Raw genomic sequence first — 14,337 nt, 5'->3', positions numbered from 1 at the left:
TGCCGGACCGGGAAAGGAACGGGGCTCTTGTTCTCTGAAAAACGCAAACTGACGACTATCTTTGAATGGCTGGGCTCCGGGCTCGCCATTCTCTATGCGATGCTGATTGCCTCGAACACGGGCAACGAGATCACCGGCTTTGCTTTGCTTCTGGTCTCAGCACTGCTCTTTGCAGCCTGGGCAGTCATCGACCGCCGCTGGGCATTTCTGATCCTGCAGTTTTTCTATGCGTCCTCGGCGATCATCGGTCTGATCCGCTGGTCCTGACCGGGCTGCATGCGACGATGGCTTATTCGGCTGCGTACATGCCGTCGTAAATCGGGCTCAGCGTTTCGGCCTCAAAGAGCGACGAGACAGAAGTGCCGTTCCAGATATTCAGGATCGCCTGGGCAAAGACCGGAGCGGTCGGCACAACGCGGATATTGTGCGCTGCTTTGACCTCGTCGGTCGGCGCAATCGTATCGGTGATCACCAGCGATTTCATGACCGAGTTGGTGACCCGCTCTACCGCGGGACCGGACATCACGCCGTGGGTGATATAGGAATGCACCTCTTTCGCACCGTTCTCCAGAAGCACCTCAGCCGCTTTGCAGAGCGTGCCGGCCGTATCACACATATCATCCACAATGAGGCAGGTTTTACCTGTCACATCACCGATCACTGTCATTTCCGCAACCTCACCGGGTTTTTCGCGTCTCTTGTCAACAATCGCGAGTGGTGAGTTGATCCGCTTGGCGAGTTCACGCGCCCGGGCCACACCGCCCACATCGGGGGAGACCACCATCAGCTCGCCCATCCGGTCTCTGAATTCCGTTTTGATGTCGAGCGCAAAGATCGGCGAGGCGTAAAGGTTGTCGACGGGGATGTCGAAGAATCCCTGGATCTGCGCGGCATGCAGGTCCATCGTCAGCACCCGTTCAATGCCGGTGCCGACGAGCATATTCGCCACAAGCTTGGCGGTGATCGGTGTACGTGCCTTGGTGCGGCGATCCTGACGGGCATAGCCGAAATAGGGCAGGACGGCAGTGACGCGTGCCGCCGAGGACCGGCGCAGCGCATCCGCCATAATCAGCAGTTCCATGAGATTGTCATTGGCCGGGTTCGACGTGGACTGCAGGATAAACATATCCTCGCCGCGCACGTTCTCGAACACTTCGACAAAGATCTCACCATCGTTGAACCGTTCCACCCGGGCATCGACGAGGCCCACCTGCATGCCCCGGTGCATTGACATGCGCCTTGCGATGGCCTGGGCCAGCGGCATGTTTGCGTTTCCGGAGATCAGTTTCGGTTCTTGATGCTGAGGCATAAGGGCAGGTCCTGGGCAGCGGCACGCAATGTGACAGAATCGTGATGTTGACACCACCTAACACGGCCTTACCAATCGGCAAAGAACCACACCGCATCAGGGAGCCCGAAATGGCGCATATCGACCTCTTTTTCTCGACGATCTCTCCATATGCCTACCTGGCCGGGAACCGGGCTGAAAAAGTCGCCGAAAAACATGGTGCGACAATCACCTATAAACCGCTTGATGTGCTGGCGCTTTTCGCGCGCACCGGTGGCACGCCGCCGAAAGACCGCCATTTCAGCCGGATCGATTACCGCGCACAGGAACTGGTGCGCCAGGCGAAGAAGGCGGATATGCCGTTTAATCTCAAACCCGCCCACTGGCCGACCAATCAGGCGCCGTCTTCCTATGCGGTGATCGCCGCTCAGAACGCGGGCGGCGGAGATCTCAGCGGGCTGTGTCATGCGCTGCTGCGTGCGTGCTGGGCCGAAGAGAAAAATATCGCTGAGGATGATGTGATCCGCGCGTGCCTGAAAGGGGCCGGCTTTGATCCGGCACTGGCGGACAGCGGTATGCTGACCGGAGCCGAGACCTATGCCGCCAACCTCGAAGAGGCTGTGGAACGCGGTGTCTTCGGCTCGCCGTTCTATATCACCGACGGGGACCAGAGGTTCTGGGGGCAGGACCGGATTGACGATCTGGATGCGCATCTCGCCGGCGATTTGTGAGCCTTCAGGCCTTTTCGCGTACCTTCGGTGTGGGACCACTTGCAGCGCTCGCCATCCATTGCACGCTGGGGCATTCCGGTGCCTGGCGTGGAGTGGGTGCGGCGCTGAATTCACAGCTGACGCTCACCGCCTGCGATCTGCCCGGTCACGGCCGCAGCCCGGACTGGGACGGGCGGGGCGATTTTCACGACTTCTGCACCGATCTGGCGCGCTCTTTTCTGGGCACTGGTGTTCATCTGATAGGACATTCCTTTGGCGCGACTGTCGCGCTGCGTCTGGCTGTCGAAAATCCAGACCTTGTGCGCAGCCTGACGCTGATCGAGCCTGTCTGGTTCGTTGTGCTGGCCCAGGATAATCCTGCGGCTCTCGCCGCGCATGACACGCAGGCCGCCCCTTACAGTGAAGCTCTGACAGCCGGCGACATGACGCAGGCCGCGCGCCTTTTCAACCGCGCCTGGGGCGACGGCTCCAGCTGGGCCGATATTCCGGCGGCAGCGCAGGACTACATGATCGACCGCATGCATCTGGTGCCGGCCCAATCGCCCATGATCTTTGATGACAGTCCCGGATTGCTGCGCCCCGGCAGGCTCGGACGGATCACGGTGCCGGTGCTGATGATGCGCGGGGCGCAAAGCCTTGATGTTACAGGACATATTAATGCAGCCCTCGCGCAGCGCCTGCCGGATGCCCGCGAGGTGACGATCGCACAGGCAGGTCATATGGCGCCCCTGACGCACCCGCAGGCCGTCGCCGATGCGATCCGATCACATATCGAGATGGCTGAGAAAGGTATCGATCTGGTCTGAACTCACTGACCAGTCACAGACCAGACGTGCGGCCAGCATCTCGTCCGGATCATCGCCTTCCAGCGTGCCTTCCCAGATATAATACATCGCACCCGCGTCATGCAGCGCCTGGTGGACGCGACGCGGGAAGGCGGCGAAAATCATATTGGCCTCCGGCTCATGCAGGAACTGCGCGCCGCGCTCACGCAGACCTGTCGCAAGCCGGCGGCAGTGCTCATTCGCCAGTGCCGCCGTCTCCAGCCACAGGCCGTCTTCCAGATAGCCTGCCATCTGCGCGGAAAGATAACGGTGTTTGGAAAAAAGATGCGCCCCGCGTTTGCGACGCAACTCAAACTCCCAGGCCTTAGCGGGATCGAAAAGCACCACCGCTTCGACGCCCAGACAGCCGTTTTTTGTGCCGCCAAAGCTCACCACATCCACGCCTGATTTCCAGGTCATCTCCGCCGCAGAGCAGCCCAGAGCCACCAGCGCATTGGCAAAACGCGCGCCGTCCAGGTGCACCGGCAGGCCGTGCTCGCGCGCAACGCCCGTGAGCGCCTGCAACTCCTGCAGGCTGTAGACCCCGCCGCGTTCCGTTACCTGGGTGATCGAGACCGGCCCGCGCTGGGGCCCGTGCACACCGCGGCTTTCTTCTGCGGTGATACTCCGGCGCAGGTCTTCGGGCAGCATCCTGTCGCCGCCCGGCACCAGCGTGAGCTTGGCCCCGGCCGTGTAAAATTCGGGCGCGTTGCATTCATCCTCGTGGATATGGGCCACCGGCGAGCAGAAGACCGTCTCAAACGGCTGGCAATAGCAGGCCAGCGCCAGCGCATTGGCCGCCGTGCCTGTTGCGGCGAGGTGAACCGCGGCCTCGGGTGCTTCAAAGATATGGCGGATGGTCTCGCGGACGCCGTCCATGATCGGATCATTGCCATAGGGCAGGGCATAGCCCTCGTTGGCAGCCGTCACATGGCGCATCACCTGCGGGTGCGCAGGCCCCGCATTGTCAGAGGCAAAAAACATCAGACGGGCTCCTCAATCACGTATTCTTCCCATTCATCCTCGGGAATGTCGAACTCGCTCAGCGTCATGCCGCGCACCGAGACGCCCGCGTCATGGACCGACTGCGGGGTGCCGCTGATCAGCGGGTGCCAGTCGGGCAGCGGCTTTTTCTGCCAGAGCAACCGGTAAGCGCATGTCTCAGGCATCCAGTAGGCATGCGTGTCCAGATTATCAGGCCGCAGCACGATACAGTCGGGTACGAACTGGTGCCGGATCTCATATTGCGAACAGCGGCAGCTTTCATCATCCAGCAGACGACAGGCGATCCGCGTCAGAGCTACTTCGCCGCTGTCTTCGTCTTCGAGCTTGTTCAGGCAGCACTTTCCGCAGCCGTCGCAGAGCGCTTCCCATTCATGTTGATTCATATTTTTCAGAGGCTTGCGTTCCCAGAAGCGGTGGCGCAGGCCGGTGCGGTTGATCGGATCACTCATAGGGCCGCCAGGATCCCGCGGGCGCGTTCACTGTCGGCATCCATCTGCGTGATGAGCGCATCAAGGCTGTCGAATTTTTCTTCGGGCCGCAGATGCTCGATCAGCGCGACAGACAGTTGCGCGCCATAGATGTCGCCGGTGAAATCAAAGATGAAGGTCTCAAGATTGGGTCGGTTTTCGCCGAACATCGGCCGGACGCCCACAGAGGCCACACCATGATAAATGCCCGCATGAGGCCCGCTGAGCACATCGACAAGCACCGCATAGACGCCGAAGGCCGGTGGATGCAGCCCGTCTATGGACATATTGGCCGTGGGGTACCCGAGTTCGCGTCCGCGCTGTTCGCCACCTATCACGGGCCCTTCGATGCGGTGCCAGTGACCCAGCATTGCAGCGGCATCCCGCGGCGCACCCTCAGTAAGTGCGCGCCGGATCGCGGTTGACGAAATGGTCTTGTCCGAGCGTTCAATCAGATCGGCGATGGTGACACCAAAGCCCATCTTTTCGCCGAAATCCGCAAGATCCTGTGCTGTGCCGGAACGCCCTTTGCCAAAACAGAAATCGGCGCCGATGATCACATGGCTCAGACCAAAGCCATCCGCGATCACCCGCTGCGCAAAATCCTCAGGCGCGAGGGCGGCCAGTGCGGCGTTGAAGTTCATCTCAAAGAGGTATTCGACACCAAGCTTTTCCAGGCGGCTGGCGCGGGCCTCGCGGCTCATCAGGCGAAAGGGCGGCGCATCGGGGGCGAAAAAGACGCGCGGGTGCGGCTCGAAAGTCAGCACGCCCAGCGGCGCGGCGGGTGCAACCTTGCGGGCAAGGGCAATGACCGACTGGTGCCCGAGATGCACACCGTCAAAATTCCCGATTGCCGCGCTGGCGCCGCGGTCTTTGGGGTCGACAAACTGATAATCCCGGAGGGTCTTCATCCGCCTTGGGTAGCGTCAGGGCGCGCGGCACGCAAGCCGTGGCGCGTGTTTTGGCCGCCCGCCCGTGCGGGCTTTGTGCCGGATCAGTCGAATTTCCGCGAAGGCGCCAGAACCGTTGCCTCGCCAACGAGCACCTTTTTGCCATCCACAGAGCACAGGCAGTCCATCCGCACCCGGCGTTTTGCCGGATCGATGTCCGTTACGGTGACTTCGGCGTGTACCAGATCGCCGGGGCGCACCGGTGCAAGAAACCGCAGCGACTGTCCAAGGTACACGGTGCCGTGCCCGGGCAGTTGTTCGCCAATGACAGCAGAGATCAGGCCCGCGGTCAGCATCCCGTGCGCGATGCGTCCTTCGAAAATGGTGTCACGCGCATAATCATCATCGAGGTGTACCGGATTATGATCGGTGGAGATCTGCGCAAACATCTCGATGTCCTGGTCGGTGACCACTTTCTGAAGCGCGCGGGACATGCCCATTTCGATGTCTTCGATGCAGATCGTACCGCGGGGCAGATTATCCAGCATGTCATTCTTCCGGTAATTTTCTGACGTTTGGGGCATGCTACTTGAAATTTAATTACTTTGCAAACGCAGAAAATTGGAAATGCCGAATGTCAGCGCAGGTGACCGATTGTATAAGTCGGGCTGGACATTTCCTTTTCAAGATAATCGTTTAGCGCCTCAGGGTCAGGCTGCTGCGATGTCCTGGTCTCAGCTGCCGCCAGCCCGCCCGAAATAAAAAGCGAATCGAGATCTTCGCCCATTGCCCCGGCGATATCCGTCAGAATGCCGTCGCCTATCGCCAGAATGCGGCTGTCGGGCACATCCGTGCCCAGCTCAGACAGCCTGCGGCGCGCCAGATCATAAACCGGCGGATGCGGCTTGCCGAAATACAGGCTTTCGCCGCCCATTTCAGTATAAAGCTGCGCCAGCGCACCAGCGCACCATTCGCGCACGTCGCCCCGGTCAACCACGATATCGGGATTAGCGCACAGGAGTTTCAGACCACGCTGCTTGGCCAGCAGAAACCGGGGGCGCATCACCGCGGGGTCAGCGAGGCTGTCAAACGGTCCGGTGCACACCATGCCTTCGGCGTCCTCAAGCTCGACGCGCCGGATATCAGCCGGATCTTCCAGAAGCTTCAGCGGCTCGAAAAATTTCAGATCGGTGGGTGGTCCGATGTGCCAGACTTTCTCACCCACAGCGCCGCGGAACATCGCCGAACGCGCGCTGTCACCCGAGGTCGCGATTGTGTCCCAGGCATCATCCGGCACCTCAAAGTGCACCAGTTGCTTACGCACGCCGGCGCGGGGCCGGGGCGAGTTGGTGACCAGAACGACCTTACCGCCCCCCGCGCGATACTCCTGCAATGCGGACACCGCGCCTGGCAGCGCCTTGACGCCGTTGTGCACGCAGCCCCAGAGATCAACGAAAAGCGCGTCGTACTGAGAAGAAACTTCGGAAAGAGAACTGATAATACGGGTCATCAAAGGCACCTGCGGGAAAAATCAACTGCCGGATTTATGGAATACTGCGTCAAAATTCACCAGCATAAACCGGCAACGTCATTCAGAGACGCTCTGGAAAAATCGAGGTGTCCGGCGGTTTTCCTGAAACCACAGTTCGGGCGTAACAGTGGGTTTGAAAAGCTCAAATGACAGGGTGTGAGACCAGGACATCAGGCCAAAGAACATAATGAAGCCCAGCCAGATCAGCGGGATCCTGTTGAGTTGTGAGCGAAAGGGTTGTTTTTTCGTTCTGTGGCCGAAAACGTGTTGCGCAAGTTTTGCAGCAGGCCAGCCGCCAAAGAATGCAAACGCAAGCAGAACCTTCTCAGGTACGCGCGATAGCCCCTGGACAGCGTTAGCCTTGTCCACCTGAAAAAGTGTGAAGGCTGTAACATTCATGAGGAGAATACATCCAGGAAAAATCAGATGGTGCATCCGGGGTGTCGACACCAAAAAAGTAGCAGTGTCATGGCAATCCGGACCTGTCGGGGTCCGAATTACTTATCTTGTCAGACTTTGAGATTCGGGATGATCTGTTTTTTGCGGCTCATGATGCCTGGCAGTGCGACGGTGTCGCCCTCAACCTGCACGCCAAAGCTCTTTTCGGCCACGGATTTCACAAGGTCGTTGGGCACCAGCAGAGTGGCTTCCTCGTTGAGAATATCGACGACAAAGAGCAGCACCTGATCGGCCCCGTCCGCTTCCGCCACGCCGGGCATGGCGTCCATCAGAGCACCTTTGCGATCCAGAACCTGCCCGGGCGATGTCGTCTCGAGCACGGAGACCCGGAACTGTTTGCCGGCGATCTCGTATTCCTTGCTGTCCATCCGCAGCAGTTCAGCTTCGGTAAAGGCCGACACATCCGATTTCGCGGCGAACATTTCGGCGGCGTACTCTGAGATATTGACGTCCAGATCCTGCGCCAGATCCCAGGCGATTGCCTTGTCTTCGTTGGTTGTGGTCGGGCTGCGGAACTCAAGTGTGTCTGACAGAATGCACGACAGCATCGCCCCTTTCACGCTCGCGGGCATCTGCGCCAGATCTTTGCCGATCATCTTCCACATGATGGTCGCGGTACAGGCCAGCGGCTCGATGCGGATGTCAATCGGACCCTTCGTTTCAAGCCCCCCGACCAGTTTGTGGTGATCGATGATCGCCTGAATATCCGCATCATTGATATTTTCGGGCAGCTCTGCGGGGTTGTTGGTGTCCACGATCACAACGGGTGCATCAGCCGCCACGCTTTCAATGATCTCAGGCTTGTCGAGGTCCCACCGGTCCAGCATGAAAAGCGCTTCTGTATTGGGTTCACCAAGCAGGACGGGCTTTGCCTCAATGCCTTTGATCTGGTTGAGATACCACGCCCAGATGATCGGGGAGCCGGTGCTGTCGGTGTCCGGAGATTTATGGCCAAAAACAAGCGTTGTCATAAGTGTACTTTCTGAGGTGTTCGAATTCGCCGGCCTTATAGCATGGGTGTCCGGGATGTCACCCCGGTCTCTGGTGCTCAGGCCGGCTGGCGCGGGGCTTGCGCCAGGGGGCTGACCCGGGCCAGACTGCAAGAGCCGCAGACCCCGGATAAGGTGCCGATGAGCAAACCCCGCGAAACTGATCTTTACCCGCCGGTCAAAGCCTTTCTGGAAGAGCAGGGCTATACAGTGAAGGCAGAGGTCGGCGCCGTTGACGTAATGGCGGTGCGGGGCGGGGAGCCGCCGGTCATTGTTGAACTGAAGCTGGGGTTCTCGCTGGCGCTTTTTCACCAGTGCGTGGCTCGGCTTTCAAGCTCTGATGACGTCTATATGGCGGTGGCGCGTCAGCCGGGGAAGCGGTTTGCGCGGGCGCTGAAAGACAACAGGGCGCTCGCCCGGCGGCTGGGGCTTGGTCTGATCACGGTGCGGGCAAAAGATGGTCTGGTGGAGGTGCATTGTGACCCCGGACCCTACGCGCCGCGTAAATCACCCAAACGCCGGGACGCACTGCTGCGCGAATTCGCCCGCCGGTCCGGTGATCCCAATGAGGGCGGGCAGACCCGCGCCGGGCTGGTGACGGCGTACCGTCAGGATGCTCTGAAACTTGCGCTTTTTCTTTATGAAGCCGGTGCCAGCAAAGGCTCGGATGTCGCGCGTGAGACCGGTGTGGCGAAGGCGACGCGCATGATGGCCGATGATCATTACGGCTGGTTTGAGCGTGTGGAAAAAGGAGTCTACGGGCTCAGACCCGCAGGTGCAGAAGCGGTCGCCGCCTCAGGCCGCATTCTCGGCGCAGACTGATCCCGAAACGAGGAAATTTTTCCCGATCCCGTGGTTGACACGCCCTGCCGGCTTGCCTAGCTATGCGCCGTTAGCACTCACACCATCCGAGTGATAACGGCGGCACGGGGCTGAAGCATCAGACCGGCCGTCAGGGAGAAACTTTGAGCCTTAAGGAGCTACAAAGATGGCATTGAAACCGCTTCATGACCGCGTGCTGGTAAAGCGCACCGAAAGCGAAGAGAAAACTGCTGGCGGGCTGATCATCCCCGAAAGCGCAAAGGAAAAGCCCTCAGAGGGTGAAGTTGTTGCCTGCGGCGAAGGTGCACGCAAGGACAGCGGCGAGCTGATCGAAATGGCTGTGAAGCCAGGCGACAAGATCCTGTTCGGCAAATGGTCCGGTACCGAGGTCACACTCGACGGTCAGGAAATGCTGATGATGAAAGAAAGCGACATTATGGGGATCATCGAGTAAGCCCTGCGCTGCTCTGATCCTTCGCTTCAACGCAATTCTCAAGAGGAGAAAACAAGATGGCAAAAGAAGTCAAATTTGACACAGATGCCCGCAACAAAATGCTCAAGGGTGTGAACATCCTGGCAGACGCGGTCAAAGTCACGCTGGGCCCGAAAGGCCGCAACGTGGTTCTGGACAAATCCTTCGGCGCACCGCGCATCACCAAAGACGGTGTTTCTGTAGCCAAGGAAATCGAACTGGAAGACAAGTTCGAGAACATGGGCGCGCAGATGGTCAAAGAAGTGGCCAGCCGCACCAATGACGAAGCCGGCGACGGCACCACTACAGCGACCGTTCTGGCGCAGGCGATTGTCAAAGAAGGCATGAAATCTGTCGCAGCGGGCATGAACCCGATGGACCTCAAGCGCGGCATCGATCTGGCGACCATCAAAGTCGTCGAAGCGATCAAAGCGGCAGCGCGCGAAGTTAATGACAGTGCAGAAGTTGCACAGGTCGGCACCATTTCCGCAAACGGCGAGACCGAAATCGGCCAGCAGATCGCCGACGCGATGCAGAAGGTTGGCAACGAGGGTGTTATCACCGTCGAGGAAAACAAAGGCCTGGAAACAGAGACCGACGTCGTCGAAGGTATGCAGTTCGACCGCGGCTACCTGAGCCCCTACTTTGTCACCAACGCCGACAAAATGACCACAGAGCTGGAAGACTGCATCGTGCTGCTGCACGAGAAGAAACTGTCTTCGCTGCAGCCCATGGTGCCGCTCCTCGAGCAGGTAATTCAGTCTCAGAAGCCGCTTCTGATCATCGCAGAAGATGTCGAAGGCGAAGCACTGGCCACTCTGGTTGTTAACAAACTGCGCGGTGGTCTGAAAATTGCGGCTGTGAAAGCACCCGGGTTCGGTGACCGTCGCAAAGCCATGCTGCAGGACATCGCGATCCTGACAGGCGGCCAGGTGATCTCCGAAGATCTCGGCATGAAGCTTGAGTCCGTGACTATGGACATGCTCGGTTCTGCCAAGAAAGTGCAGATCACAAAAGACGAGACAACAATCGTTGACGGTGCCGGCGAGAAAGCCGAGATCCAGGCGCGCGTTGCTCAGATCCGCACTCAGATCGAAGAGACCACATCCGATTACGATCGTGAGAAACTGCAGGAACGCGTTGCCAAACTGGCAGGCGGTGTTGCTGTGATCCGCGTCGGTGGCATGACCGAAGTCGAAGTGAAAGAGCGCAAAGACCGTGTCGATGACGCTCTGAACGCGACCCGCGCTGCCGTTCAGGAAGGTATCGTTGTCGGCGGTGGTGTGGCACTGGTTCAGGCCGGTAAGACGCTCGAAGGTCTCACAGGTGCGAACAATGATCAGAACGTTGGTATTTCCATCGTGCGCAAAGCACTGGAAGCGCCCCTGCGTCAGATCGCTGAGAACGCTGGTGTGGACGGTTCCGTCGTCGCGGGCAAAATCCGCGAGAGCGACGATCTGAAATTCGGCTTCAACGCGCAGACCGAAGAATATGGCGACATGTTCAAGTTCGGCGTGATTGACCCTGCCAAGGTCGTGCGCACAGCCCTTCAGGACGCGGCGTCTATTGCTGGTCTGCTGATCACAACCGAGGCGATGGTTGCTGATAAGCCTTCGAAAGAAGGCGCAGGCGGTGGCGGCGGCATGCCCGACATGGGCGGCATGGGCGGCATGATGTAAGCTGCCTGCTCGTCAGGATGAACAGAAAGGCCCGCCTCTTTGGCGGGCCTTTTTCGTCTCAGGCGGGCAGTTCGATAATCCGCGAATAAGCCCCGAGCATTTCCAGCGCGCGCGAGAAGGTTTCGCCGGGATTTTCTTTCACGAGGTAACCCGCGACATTCTGGCTGTAGGCCGACTGAATGTCCTCCGGCATATCCGATGTGGTAAAGACGAAAATCACCAGTCTGTTGAGCATCGGATCAGCTCTGACCGCTTCGAGAAACTCCAGACCGTTCATCCGCGGCATGTTCAGATCGAGGGTCACGATGAAGGGTGGAAGCGTCCCGTTTCCGTCCCCGGCTGCATTCCTGAGGATATCAAGCGCCTGTTGCCCGTCTTTTGCGACGAGCGTTTCGTTGACGATCTTCAGCTTCCTGAGCGCACGCTTCATGGCCATGATGCTGATTTCATCGTCATCAACCAGCAGGAAGGTCGCTTCGACGGTCTTGTGGTGCACTGTTACTCTCCTCCGCAGCGGTGCTTCCGCTTGCCCGGACGCTGGCCCGTGTTGCCGTGTCTGACGCTGCTGCCACAGGTTGGCTGACTGATTACAGACCCCTGGCCGCTCTGAGAGCGGACAGAAGCAGGCGCCGCGCTCTACTCAGTTCCCTCCATAACGCGCGTGGATTAACCCGGGATTAAAGCGCCCGTTTTGATTGTTGCGGCTGGTCTCTCCGCGAAACCGGGCGATTCACAATGCCGGTTTTTGCAGCATTAACCGCGTGTTCAGGAGCGGCTGATACACCCGGTGCAGATATCTCCAAAGGGCTTCGGTCAATGCTTCCATCCGCTTCCACATCATTAGCACGTTCAGAAACCAAGGCTGAGAGTGAGTTTCCCACCTCCTCTGAATTTGAGGATTTCATTTATCTGATCAGTCATGATGTCCGGAATTCAGTCAGGGCACTGATCGAACTGCCGCAATGGATATCAGACGATCTTGCAGAAGCGGGTATCAGGGTGGATGGTCAGGTCGCTCAGAGCATTGACCTGATGAACCAGCATACCGGCCGTCTGGACCGGATGCTTGTGGATCTGCTGACTTTTTCGCGTGTCGGTCGGATGCAGGATGTGACGGAAGTCGATCTTGATGGCGCTCTGACCGAGGTCATCGATGAGATCGGACTGCCTTCAGGTTTCAGCCTCGTGCGGGCGCTTGAGGTGCCATCAGTCCGCATGGGCGAAAGAGATATTCTGACCCTGCTAAACGCGCTCCTGTCCAACGCCGTAAAGCACCATGACAGGCAGGCAGGCAAAGTCGTGGTTGCGGCACATAAAGAGCGGAATACGATTATCCTGCGCCTCAGCGATAATGGTCCCGGTATACCGATAGCTTATCACGAACGCGTCTTTGGCGCGATGACGACACTAAGGCCGCGTGACGAGGTAGAAGGGAGCGGTATGGGGCTTGCGATCGCCCGGAAAATCGCACTGCGGTATCACGGCAGCATCGATATTATCAGTGAGGCCGGACGACGCGGCACAACGATGGAGGTTCGCCTGCCACTTTTGTGAGGCGCTGTCTCTGAACATGCTGGGGAAGCGAACACGCGCTGCGTCGCACCTCAGAACCAACCTCTTCACGGAGCCGGATGTATAGACGCGGCAGCATCTGAAGATCACGCAGGCCCGACTGGTGTTAAGGAAGCATACCGAAACCGGCTCAGGGTTCTTTACGGATGACCTGTCCGGACCGATCCGGCGTCGTCCGTAAATTATCTGTCTTGTCCATCCCGGAATGTCATTGCGCGGCCTGTACCCCGATGAAAATCTGAAAACAGGGGTTATACCTCAGGCGCTGCAATTACGAGGCAGTTGGCGCTTTGTGTTCTTCGCGGTACTCACCTTTATGCGGCTGATTCTCCTGACCTGTGCCACCATGACGGCCTTTGCGGCAAATTCGGTGCTGACACGCATGGCTGTGGACGGGGGCCACATCGGGCCGACTGACTTCGCATTACTCAGGGTTCTTTCCGGTGCTCTCGTGCTCTGGCTCATCGTACTGGCCAGGCGCACGCCACTGCCGCTGTTTCGTATGCGCCGGCTGACCGGCGCGCTCAGCCTTACGGTCTATATGATCGGATTCTCACTTGCCTACATCACGCTGGATGCGGGCCTGGGTGCCCTGATCCTCTTCGGGGTCGTCCAGATTTCGATGTTCCTGCACGGTGCTGTCACCGGGACGGGCCCGTCGAAACGGCAGATTGCCGGCGCCTCGGTCGCTTTCTGCGGCCTGATGCTGGCCCTGTGGCCCGGACCGGGCGGTCGTGCGGACCCGACGGGCGCGCTTTTCATGGTGATTGCGGGGCTGGGCTGGGCGGCCTACACCATCGGCGGCCGCGCCCGCGGGGATCCTCTTGCCGCGACCGGTGCAAACTTCATCCTGTGCTTTCCGGCCCTGCTGCTTATTGCCGGGCTGCCCGGTGACGTGACGCCGACGGGCTGGATTCTCGCTGTTCTGTGCGGCGGTCTGACGTCCGGTCTCGGATATGCGCTGTGGTATCGGGTTCTGCCACAGCTGCAGCAAAGCGTGGCAGCGGTGGTACAGCTGAGCGTGCCGGTTATCGCGATCGCCGGCGGGGCCGCGCTGCTGCGTGAACCGGTGCCGCTGATTGTCGTTCTTGCCGCCGTGCTTGTCCTCAGCGGGATTGCACTGGCGGTTACATCACGATCGTCTCAAGCGGGTCATATCGCGCCCCGCCCGACGGACCAAAAGCCAGATCCCTGAGGCTGTCCGGTTTGACCATCAATCCGGCCAGATCACCTGCATCTGCCCACAGATGACGGTTCACGATGTCTTCCGGATCCTGCCAGCTGTCGGAAATCTCAGATGATCCGGACAAAGCGCACTGAAAGAATATCTCGACCTGATGAAACCCGCTGGCAGGATCGTGAAATTCGTTCACCAGACAGGGCATGCCCACGGTAATGCGCAGACCGGTCTCCTCAAACACCTCGCGCGCGAGGTTCTCGGGCAGCGAACTGCCGGGCTCGACTCCGCCGCCAGGCGCACACATCAGCTCGCTCCTGTTGCCGGGCCAGGCGTTCACAAGAAGCACCCGACCGGCATGAACGATCACCGCCCGGACAGCCAGGCGCGGCGTTTTCATGGCCATTCTGTTCACTTTCGTCTAAATCGCG

The 14,337-nt window shown here is 59.2% G+C and carries 18 protein-coding genes; 8 read left to right on the top strand and 10 right to left on the bottom strand.

The genetic code is table 11. The features are described 5' to 3' along the window. Window positions 1-27 precede the first annotated feature (27 nt). Entirely contained in the window at window positions 28-267 is a 240-nt protein-coding gene (locus G3256_RS14300) for a hypothetical protein (protein WP_169641471.1), read from the top strand. A gap of 22 nt (window positions 268-289) precedes the next feature. Here G3256_RS14300 and G3256_RS14295 read toward each other — a convergent pair whose 3' ends face one another. Beyond that, window positions 290-1,309 (bottom strand): ribose-phosphate pyrophosphokinase, encoded by a 1,020-nt coding sequence (locus tag G3256_RS14295; protein ID WP_169641470.1) that lies wholly within the window; start codon window positions 1,307-1,309, stop codon window positions 290-292. A 110-nt stretch (window positions 1,310-1,419) separates the two neighbouring features. On the opposite strand from G3256_RS14295, the gene G3256_RS14290 reads away from it, so the two are divergent. Both G3256_RS14290 and G3256_RS14285 read left to right on the top strand, forming a co-directional pair. Then, a complete protein-coding gene (locus G3256_RS14290; protein WP_169641469.1) occupies window positions 1,420-2,019 on the top strand; it encodes a 2-hydroxychromene-2-carboxylate isomerase in 600 nt (199 codons plus the stop codon). Then, on the top strand, window positions 2,016-2,825 hold the full coding sequence (locus G3256_RS14285) for an alpha/beta fold hydrolase (protein ID WP_169641468.1): 810 nt from the start codon (window positions 2,016-2,018) through the stop codon (window positions 2,823-2,825). The genes G3256_RS14290 and G3256_RS14285 overlap by 4 nt, the downstream gene beginning before the upstream one ends. On the opposite strand, the gene G3256_RS14280 is transcribed toward G3256_RS14285, so the two are convergent. The 7 genes from G3256_RS14280 to G3256_RS14250 all read right to left on the bottom strand — a co-directional run bounded on the left by G3256_RS14280 (window position 2,784) and on the right by G3256_RS14250 (window position 8,166). Beyond that, a complete protein-coding gene (locus G3256_RS14280; RefSeq protein ID WP_169641467.1) occupies window positions 2,784-3,827 on the bottom strand; it encodes a threonine aldolase family protein in 1,044 nt (347 codons plus the stop codon). The genes G3256_RS14285 and G3256_RS14280 overlap by 42 nt on opposite strands. After that, a complete protein-coding gene (locus G3256_RS14275; RefSeq protein ID WP_169641466.1) occupies window positions 3,827-4,297 on the bottom strand; it encodes a YcgN family cysteine cluster protein in 471 nt (156 codons plus the stop codon). The genes G3256_RS14280 and G3256_RS14275 overlap by 1 nt, the downstream gene beginning before the upstream one ends. Next, window positions 4,294-5,226, bottom strand: a complete 933-nt coding sequence (locus tag G3256_RS14270) for a bifunctional riboflavin kinase/FAD synthetase (RefSeq protein ID WP_169641465.1) — start codon at window positions 5,224-5,226, stop codon at window positions 4,294-4,296. Before G3256_RS14270 ends, G3256_RS14275 begins: the two co-directional genes overlap by 4 nt. A gap of 83 nt (window positions 5,227-5,309) precedes the next feature. Continuing rightward, window positions 5,310-5,753, bottom strand: a complete 444-nt coding sequence (locus G3256_RS14265; RefSeq protein ID WP_169641464.1) for a MaoC family dehydratase — start codon at window positions 5,751-5,753, stop codon at window positions 5,310-5,312. Between the two features lie 89 nt (window positions 5,754-5,842). Beyond that, window positions 5,843-6,715 carry a TIGR01459 family HAD-type hydrolase gene (locus tag G3256_RS14260; protein WP_169641463.1) on the bottom strand — a complete coding sequence of 291 codons (873 nt, stop codon included), beginning with the start codon at window positions 6,713-6,715 and terminating at the stop codon, window positions 5,843-5,845. 78 nt (window positions 6,716-6,793) lie between these two features. Beyond that, on the bottom strand, window positions 6,794-7,171 hold the full coding sequence (locus G3256_RS14255) for a DUF1294 domain-containing protein (RefSeq protein WP_169641462.1): 378 nt from the start codon (window positions 7,169-7,171) through the stop codon (window positions 6,794-6,796). Window positions 7,172-7,245: 74 nt separating this feature from the next. Further along, a complete protein-coding gene (locus G3256_RS14250) occupies window positions 7,246-8,166 on the bottom strand; it encodes a manganese-dependent inorganic pyrophosphatase (protein WP_169641461.1) in 921 nt (306 codons plus the stop codon). 159 nt (window positions 8,167-8,325) lie between these two features. Between G3256_RS14250 and G3256_RS14245 the strand changes: the two genes are divergently transcribed. The 3 genes from G3256_RS14245 to groL all read left to right on the top strand — a co-directional run bounded on the left by G3256_RS14245 (window position 8,326) and on the right by groL (window position 11,157). Further along, window positions 8,326-9,006, top strand: a complete 681-nt coding sequence (locus G3256_RS14245) for a DUF2161 domain-containing phosphodiesterase (protein WP_169641460.1) — start codon at window positions 8,326-8,328, stop codon at window positions 9,004-9,006. A 166-nt stretch (window positions 9,007-9,172) separates the two neighbouring features. Further along, window positions 9,173-9,460, top strand: coding sequence for a co-chaperone GroES (locus tag G3256_RS14240; protein WP_169641459.1), 288 nt, complete (start codon window positions 9,173-9,175; stop codon window positions 9,458-9,460). Window positions 9,461-9,516: 56 nt separating this feature from the next. Next, window positions 9,517-11,157 (top strand): chaperonin GroEL, encoded by a 1,641-nt coding sequence (gene groL, locus G3256_RS14235; protein WP_169641458.1) that lies wholly within the window; start codon window positions 9,517-9,519, stop codon window positions 11,155-11,157. A 58-nt stretch (window positions 11,158-11,215) separates the two neighbouring features. Here groL and G3256_RS14230 read toward each other — a convergent pair whose 3' ends face one another. Continuing rightward, window positions 11,216-11,653: a response regulator gene (locus G3256_RS14230; protein WP_246227623.1), complete on the bottom strand. Its 438-nt coding sequence runs from the start codon at window positions 11,651-11,653 to the stop codon at window positions 11,216-11,218. A gap of 320 nt (window positions 11,654-11,973) precedes the next feature. Here G3256_RS14230 and G3256_RS14225 point away from each other — a divergent pair, with 320 nt between their 5' ends. Further along, window positions 11,974-12,711 carry a sensor histidine kinase gene (locus tag G3256_RS14225; protein ID WP_169641457.1) on the top strand — a complete coding sequence of 246 codons (738 nt, stop codon included), beginning with the start codon at window positions 11,974-11,976 and terminating at the stop codon, window positions 12,709-12,711. Between the two features lie 334 nt (window positions 12,712-13,045). Continuing rightward, complete coding sequence (locus G3256_RS14220; RefSeq protein WP_169641456.1) at window positions 13,046-13,924, top strand: DMT family transporter; 879 nt, start codon at window positions 13,046-13,048, stop codon at window positions 13,922-13,924. On the opposite strand, the gene G3256_RS14215 is transcribed toward G3256_RS14220, so the two are convergent. Then, window positions 13,857-14,312: an NUDIX domain-containing protein gene (locus tag G3256_RS14215; protein ID WP_169641455.1), complete on the bottom strand. Its 456-nt coding sequence runs from the start codon at window positions 14,310-14,312 to the stop codon at window positions 13,857-13,859. The two genes, G3256_RS14220 and G3256_RS14215, sit on opposite strands and share 68 nt — an antisense overlap. Window positions 14,313-14,337 lie beyond the last annotated feature (25 nt).

The sequence above is a fragment of the Roseobacter ponti genome (assembly GCF_012932215.1).
Classification (GTDB): Bacteria; Pseudomonadota; Alphaproteobacteria; order Rhodobacterales; family Rhodobacteraceae; genus Roseobacter; species Roseobacter ponti.
The sequence above is the reverse complement of the archived record's forward strand: the minus strand, read 5'-3'. Positions and strand labels throughout refer to the sequence as shown.

What these genes read in the sequence shown, in the direction of transcription:
- G3256_RS14225 (WP_169641457.1), top strand. Translation starts at nt 11,974, where the DNA reads ATGCTTCCATCCGCTTCCACATCATTAGCACGTTCAGAAACCAAGGCT.
- G3256_RS14270 (WP_169641465.1), bottom strand. Translation starts at nt 5,226, where the DNA reads ATGAAGACCCTCCGGGATTATCAGTTTGTCGACCCCAAAGACCGCGGC.
- G3256_RS14265 (WP_169641464.1), bottom strand. Translation starts at nt 5,753, where the DNA reads ATGCTGGATAATCTGCCCCGCGGTACGATCTGCATCGAAGACATCGAA.
- G3256_RS14255 (WP_169641462.1), bottom strand. Translation starts at nt 7,171, where the DNA reads ATGCACCATCTGATTTTTCCTGGATGTATTCTCCTCATGAATGTTACA.
- G3256_RS14220 (WP_169641456.1), top strand. Translation starts at nt 13,046, where the DNA reads ATGCGGCTGATTCTCCTGACCTGTGCCACCATGACGGCCTTTGCGGCA.
- G3256_RS14275 (WP_169641466.1), bottom strand. Translation starts at nt 4,297, where the DNA reads ATGAGTGATCCGATCAACCGCACCGGCCTGCGCCACCGCTTCTGGGAA.
- G3256_RS14290 (WP_169641469.1), top strand. Translation starts at nt 1,420, where the DNA reads ATGGCGCATATCGACCTCTTTTTCTCGACGATCTCTCCATATGCCTAC.
- G3256_RS14240 (WP_169641459.1), top strand. Translation starts at nt 9,173, where the DNA reads ATGGCATTGAAACCGCTTCATGACCGCGTGCTGGTAAAGCGCACCGAA.
- G3256_RS14215 (WP_169641455.1), bottom strand. Translation starts at nt 14,312, where the DNA reads ATGGCCATGAAAACGCCGCGCCTGGCTGTCCGGGCGGTGATCGTTCAT.
- G3256_RS14280 (WP_169641467.1), bottom strand. Translation starts at nt 3,827, where the DNA reads ATGTTTTTTGCCTCTGACAATGCGGGGCCTGCGCACCCGCAGGTGATG.
- G3256_RS14245 (WP_169641460.1), top strand. Translation starts at nt 8,326, where the DNA reads ATGAGCAAACCCCGCGAAACTGATCTTTACCCGCCGGTCAAAGCCTTT.
- G3256_RS14295 (WP_169641470.1), bottom strand. Translation starts at nt 1,309, where the DNA reads ATGCCTCAGCATCAAGAACCGAAACTGATCTCCGGAAACGCAAACATG.
- groL (WP_169641458.1), top strand. Translation starts at nt 9,517, where the DNA reads ATGGCAAAAGAAGTCAAATTTGACACAGATGCCCGCAACAAAATGCTC.
- G3256_RS14260 (WP_169641463.1), bottom strand. Translation starts at nt 6,715, where the DNA reads ATGACCCGTATTATCAGTTCTCTTTCCGAAGTTTCTTCTCAGTACGAC.
- G3256_RS14250 (WP_169641461.1), bottom strand. Translation starts at nt 8,166, where the DNA reads ATGACAACGCTTGTTTTTGGCCATAAATCTCCGGACACCGACAGCACC.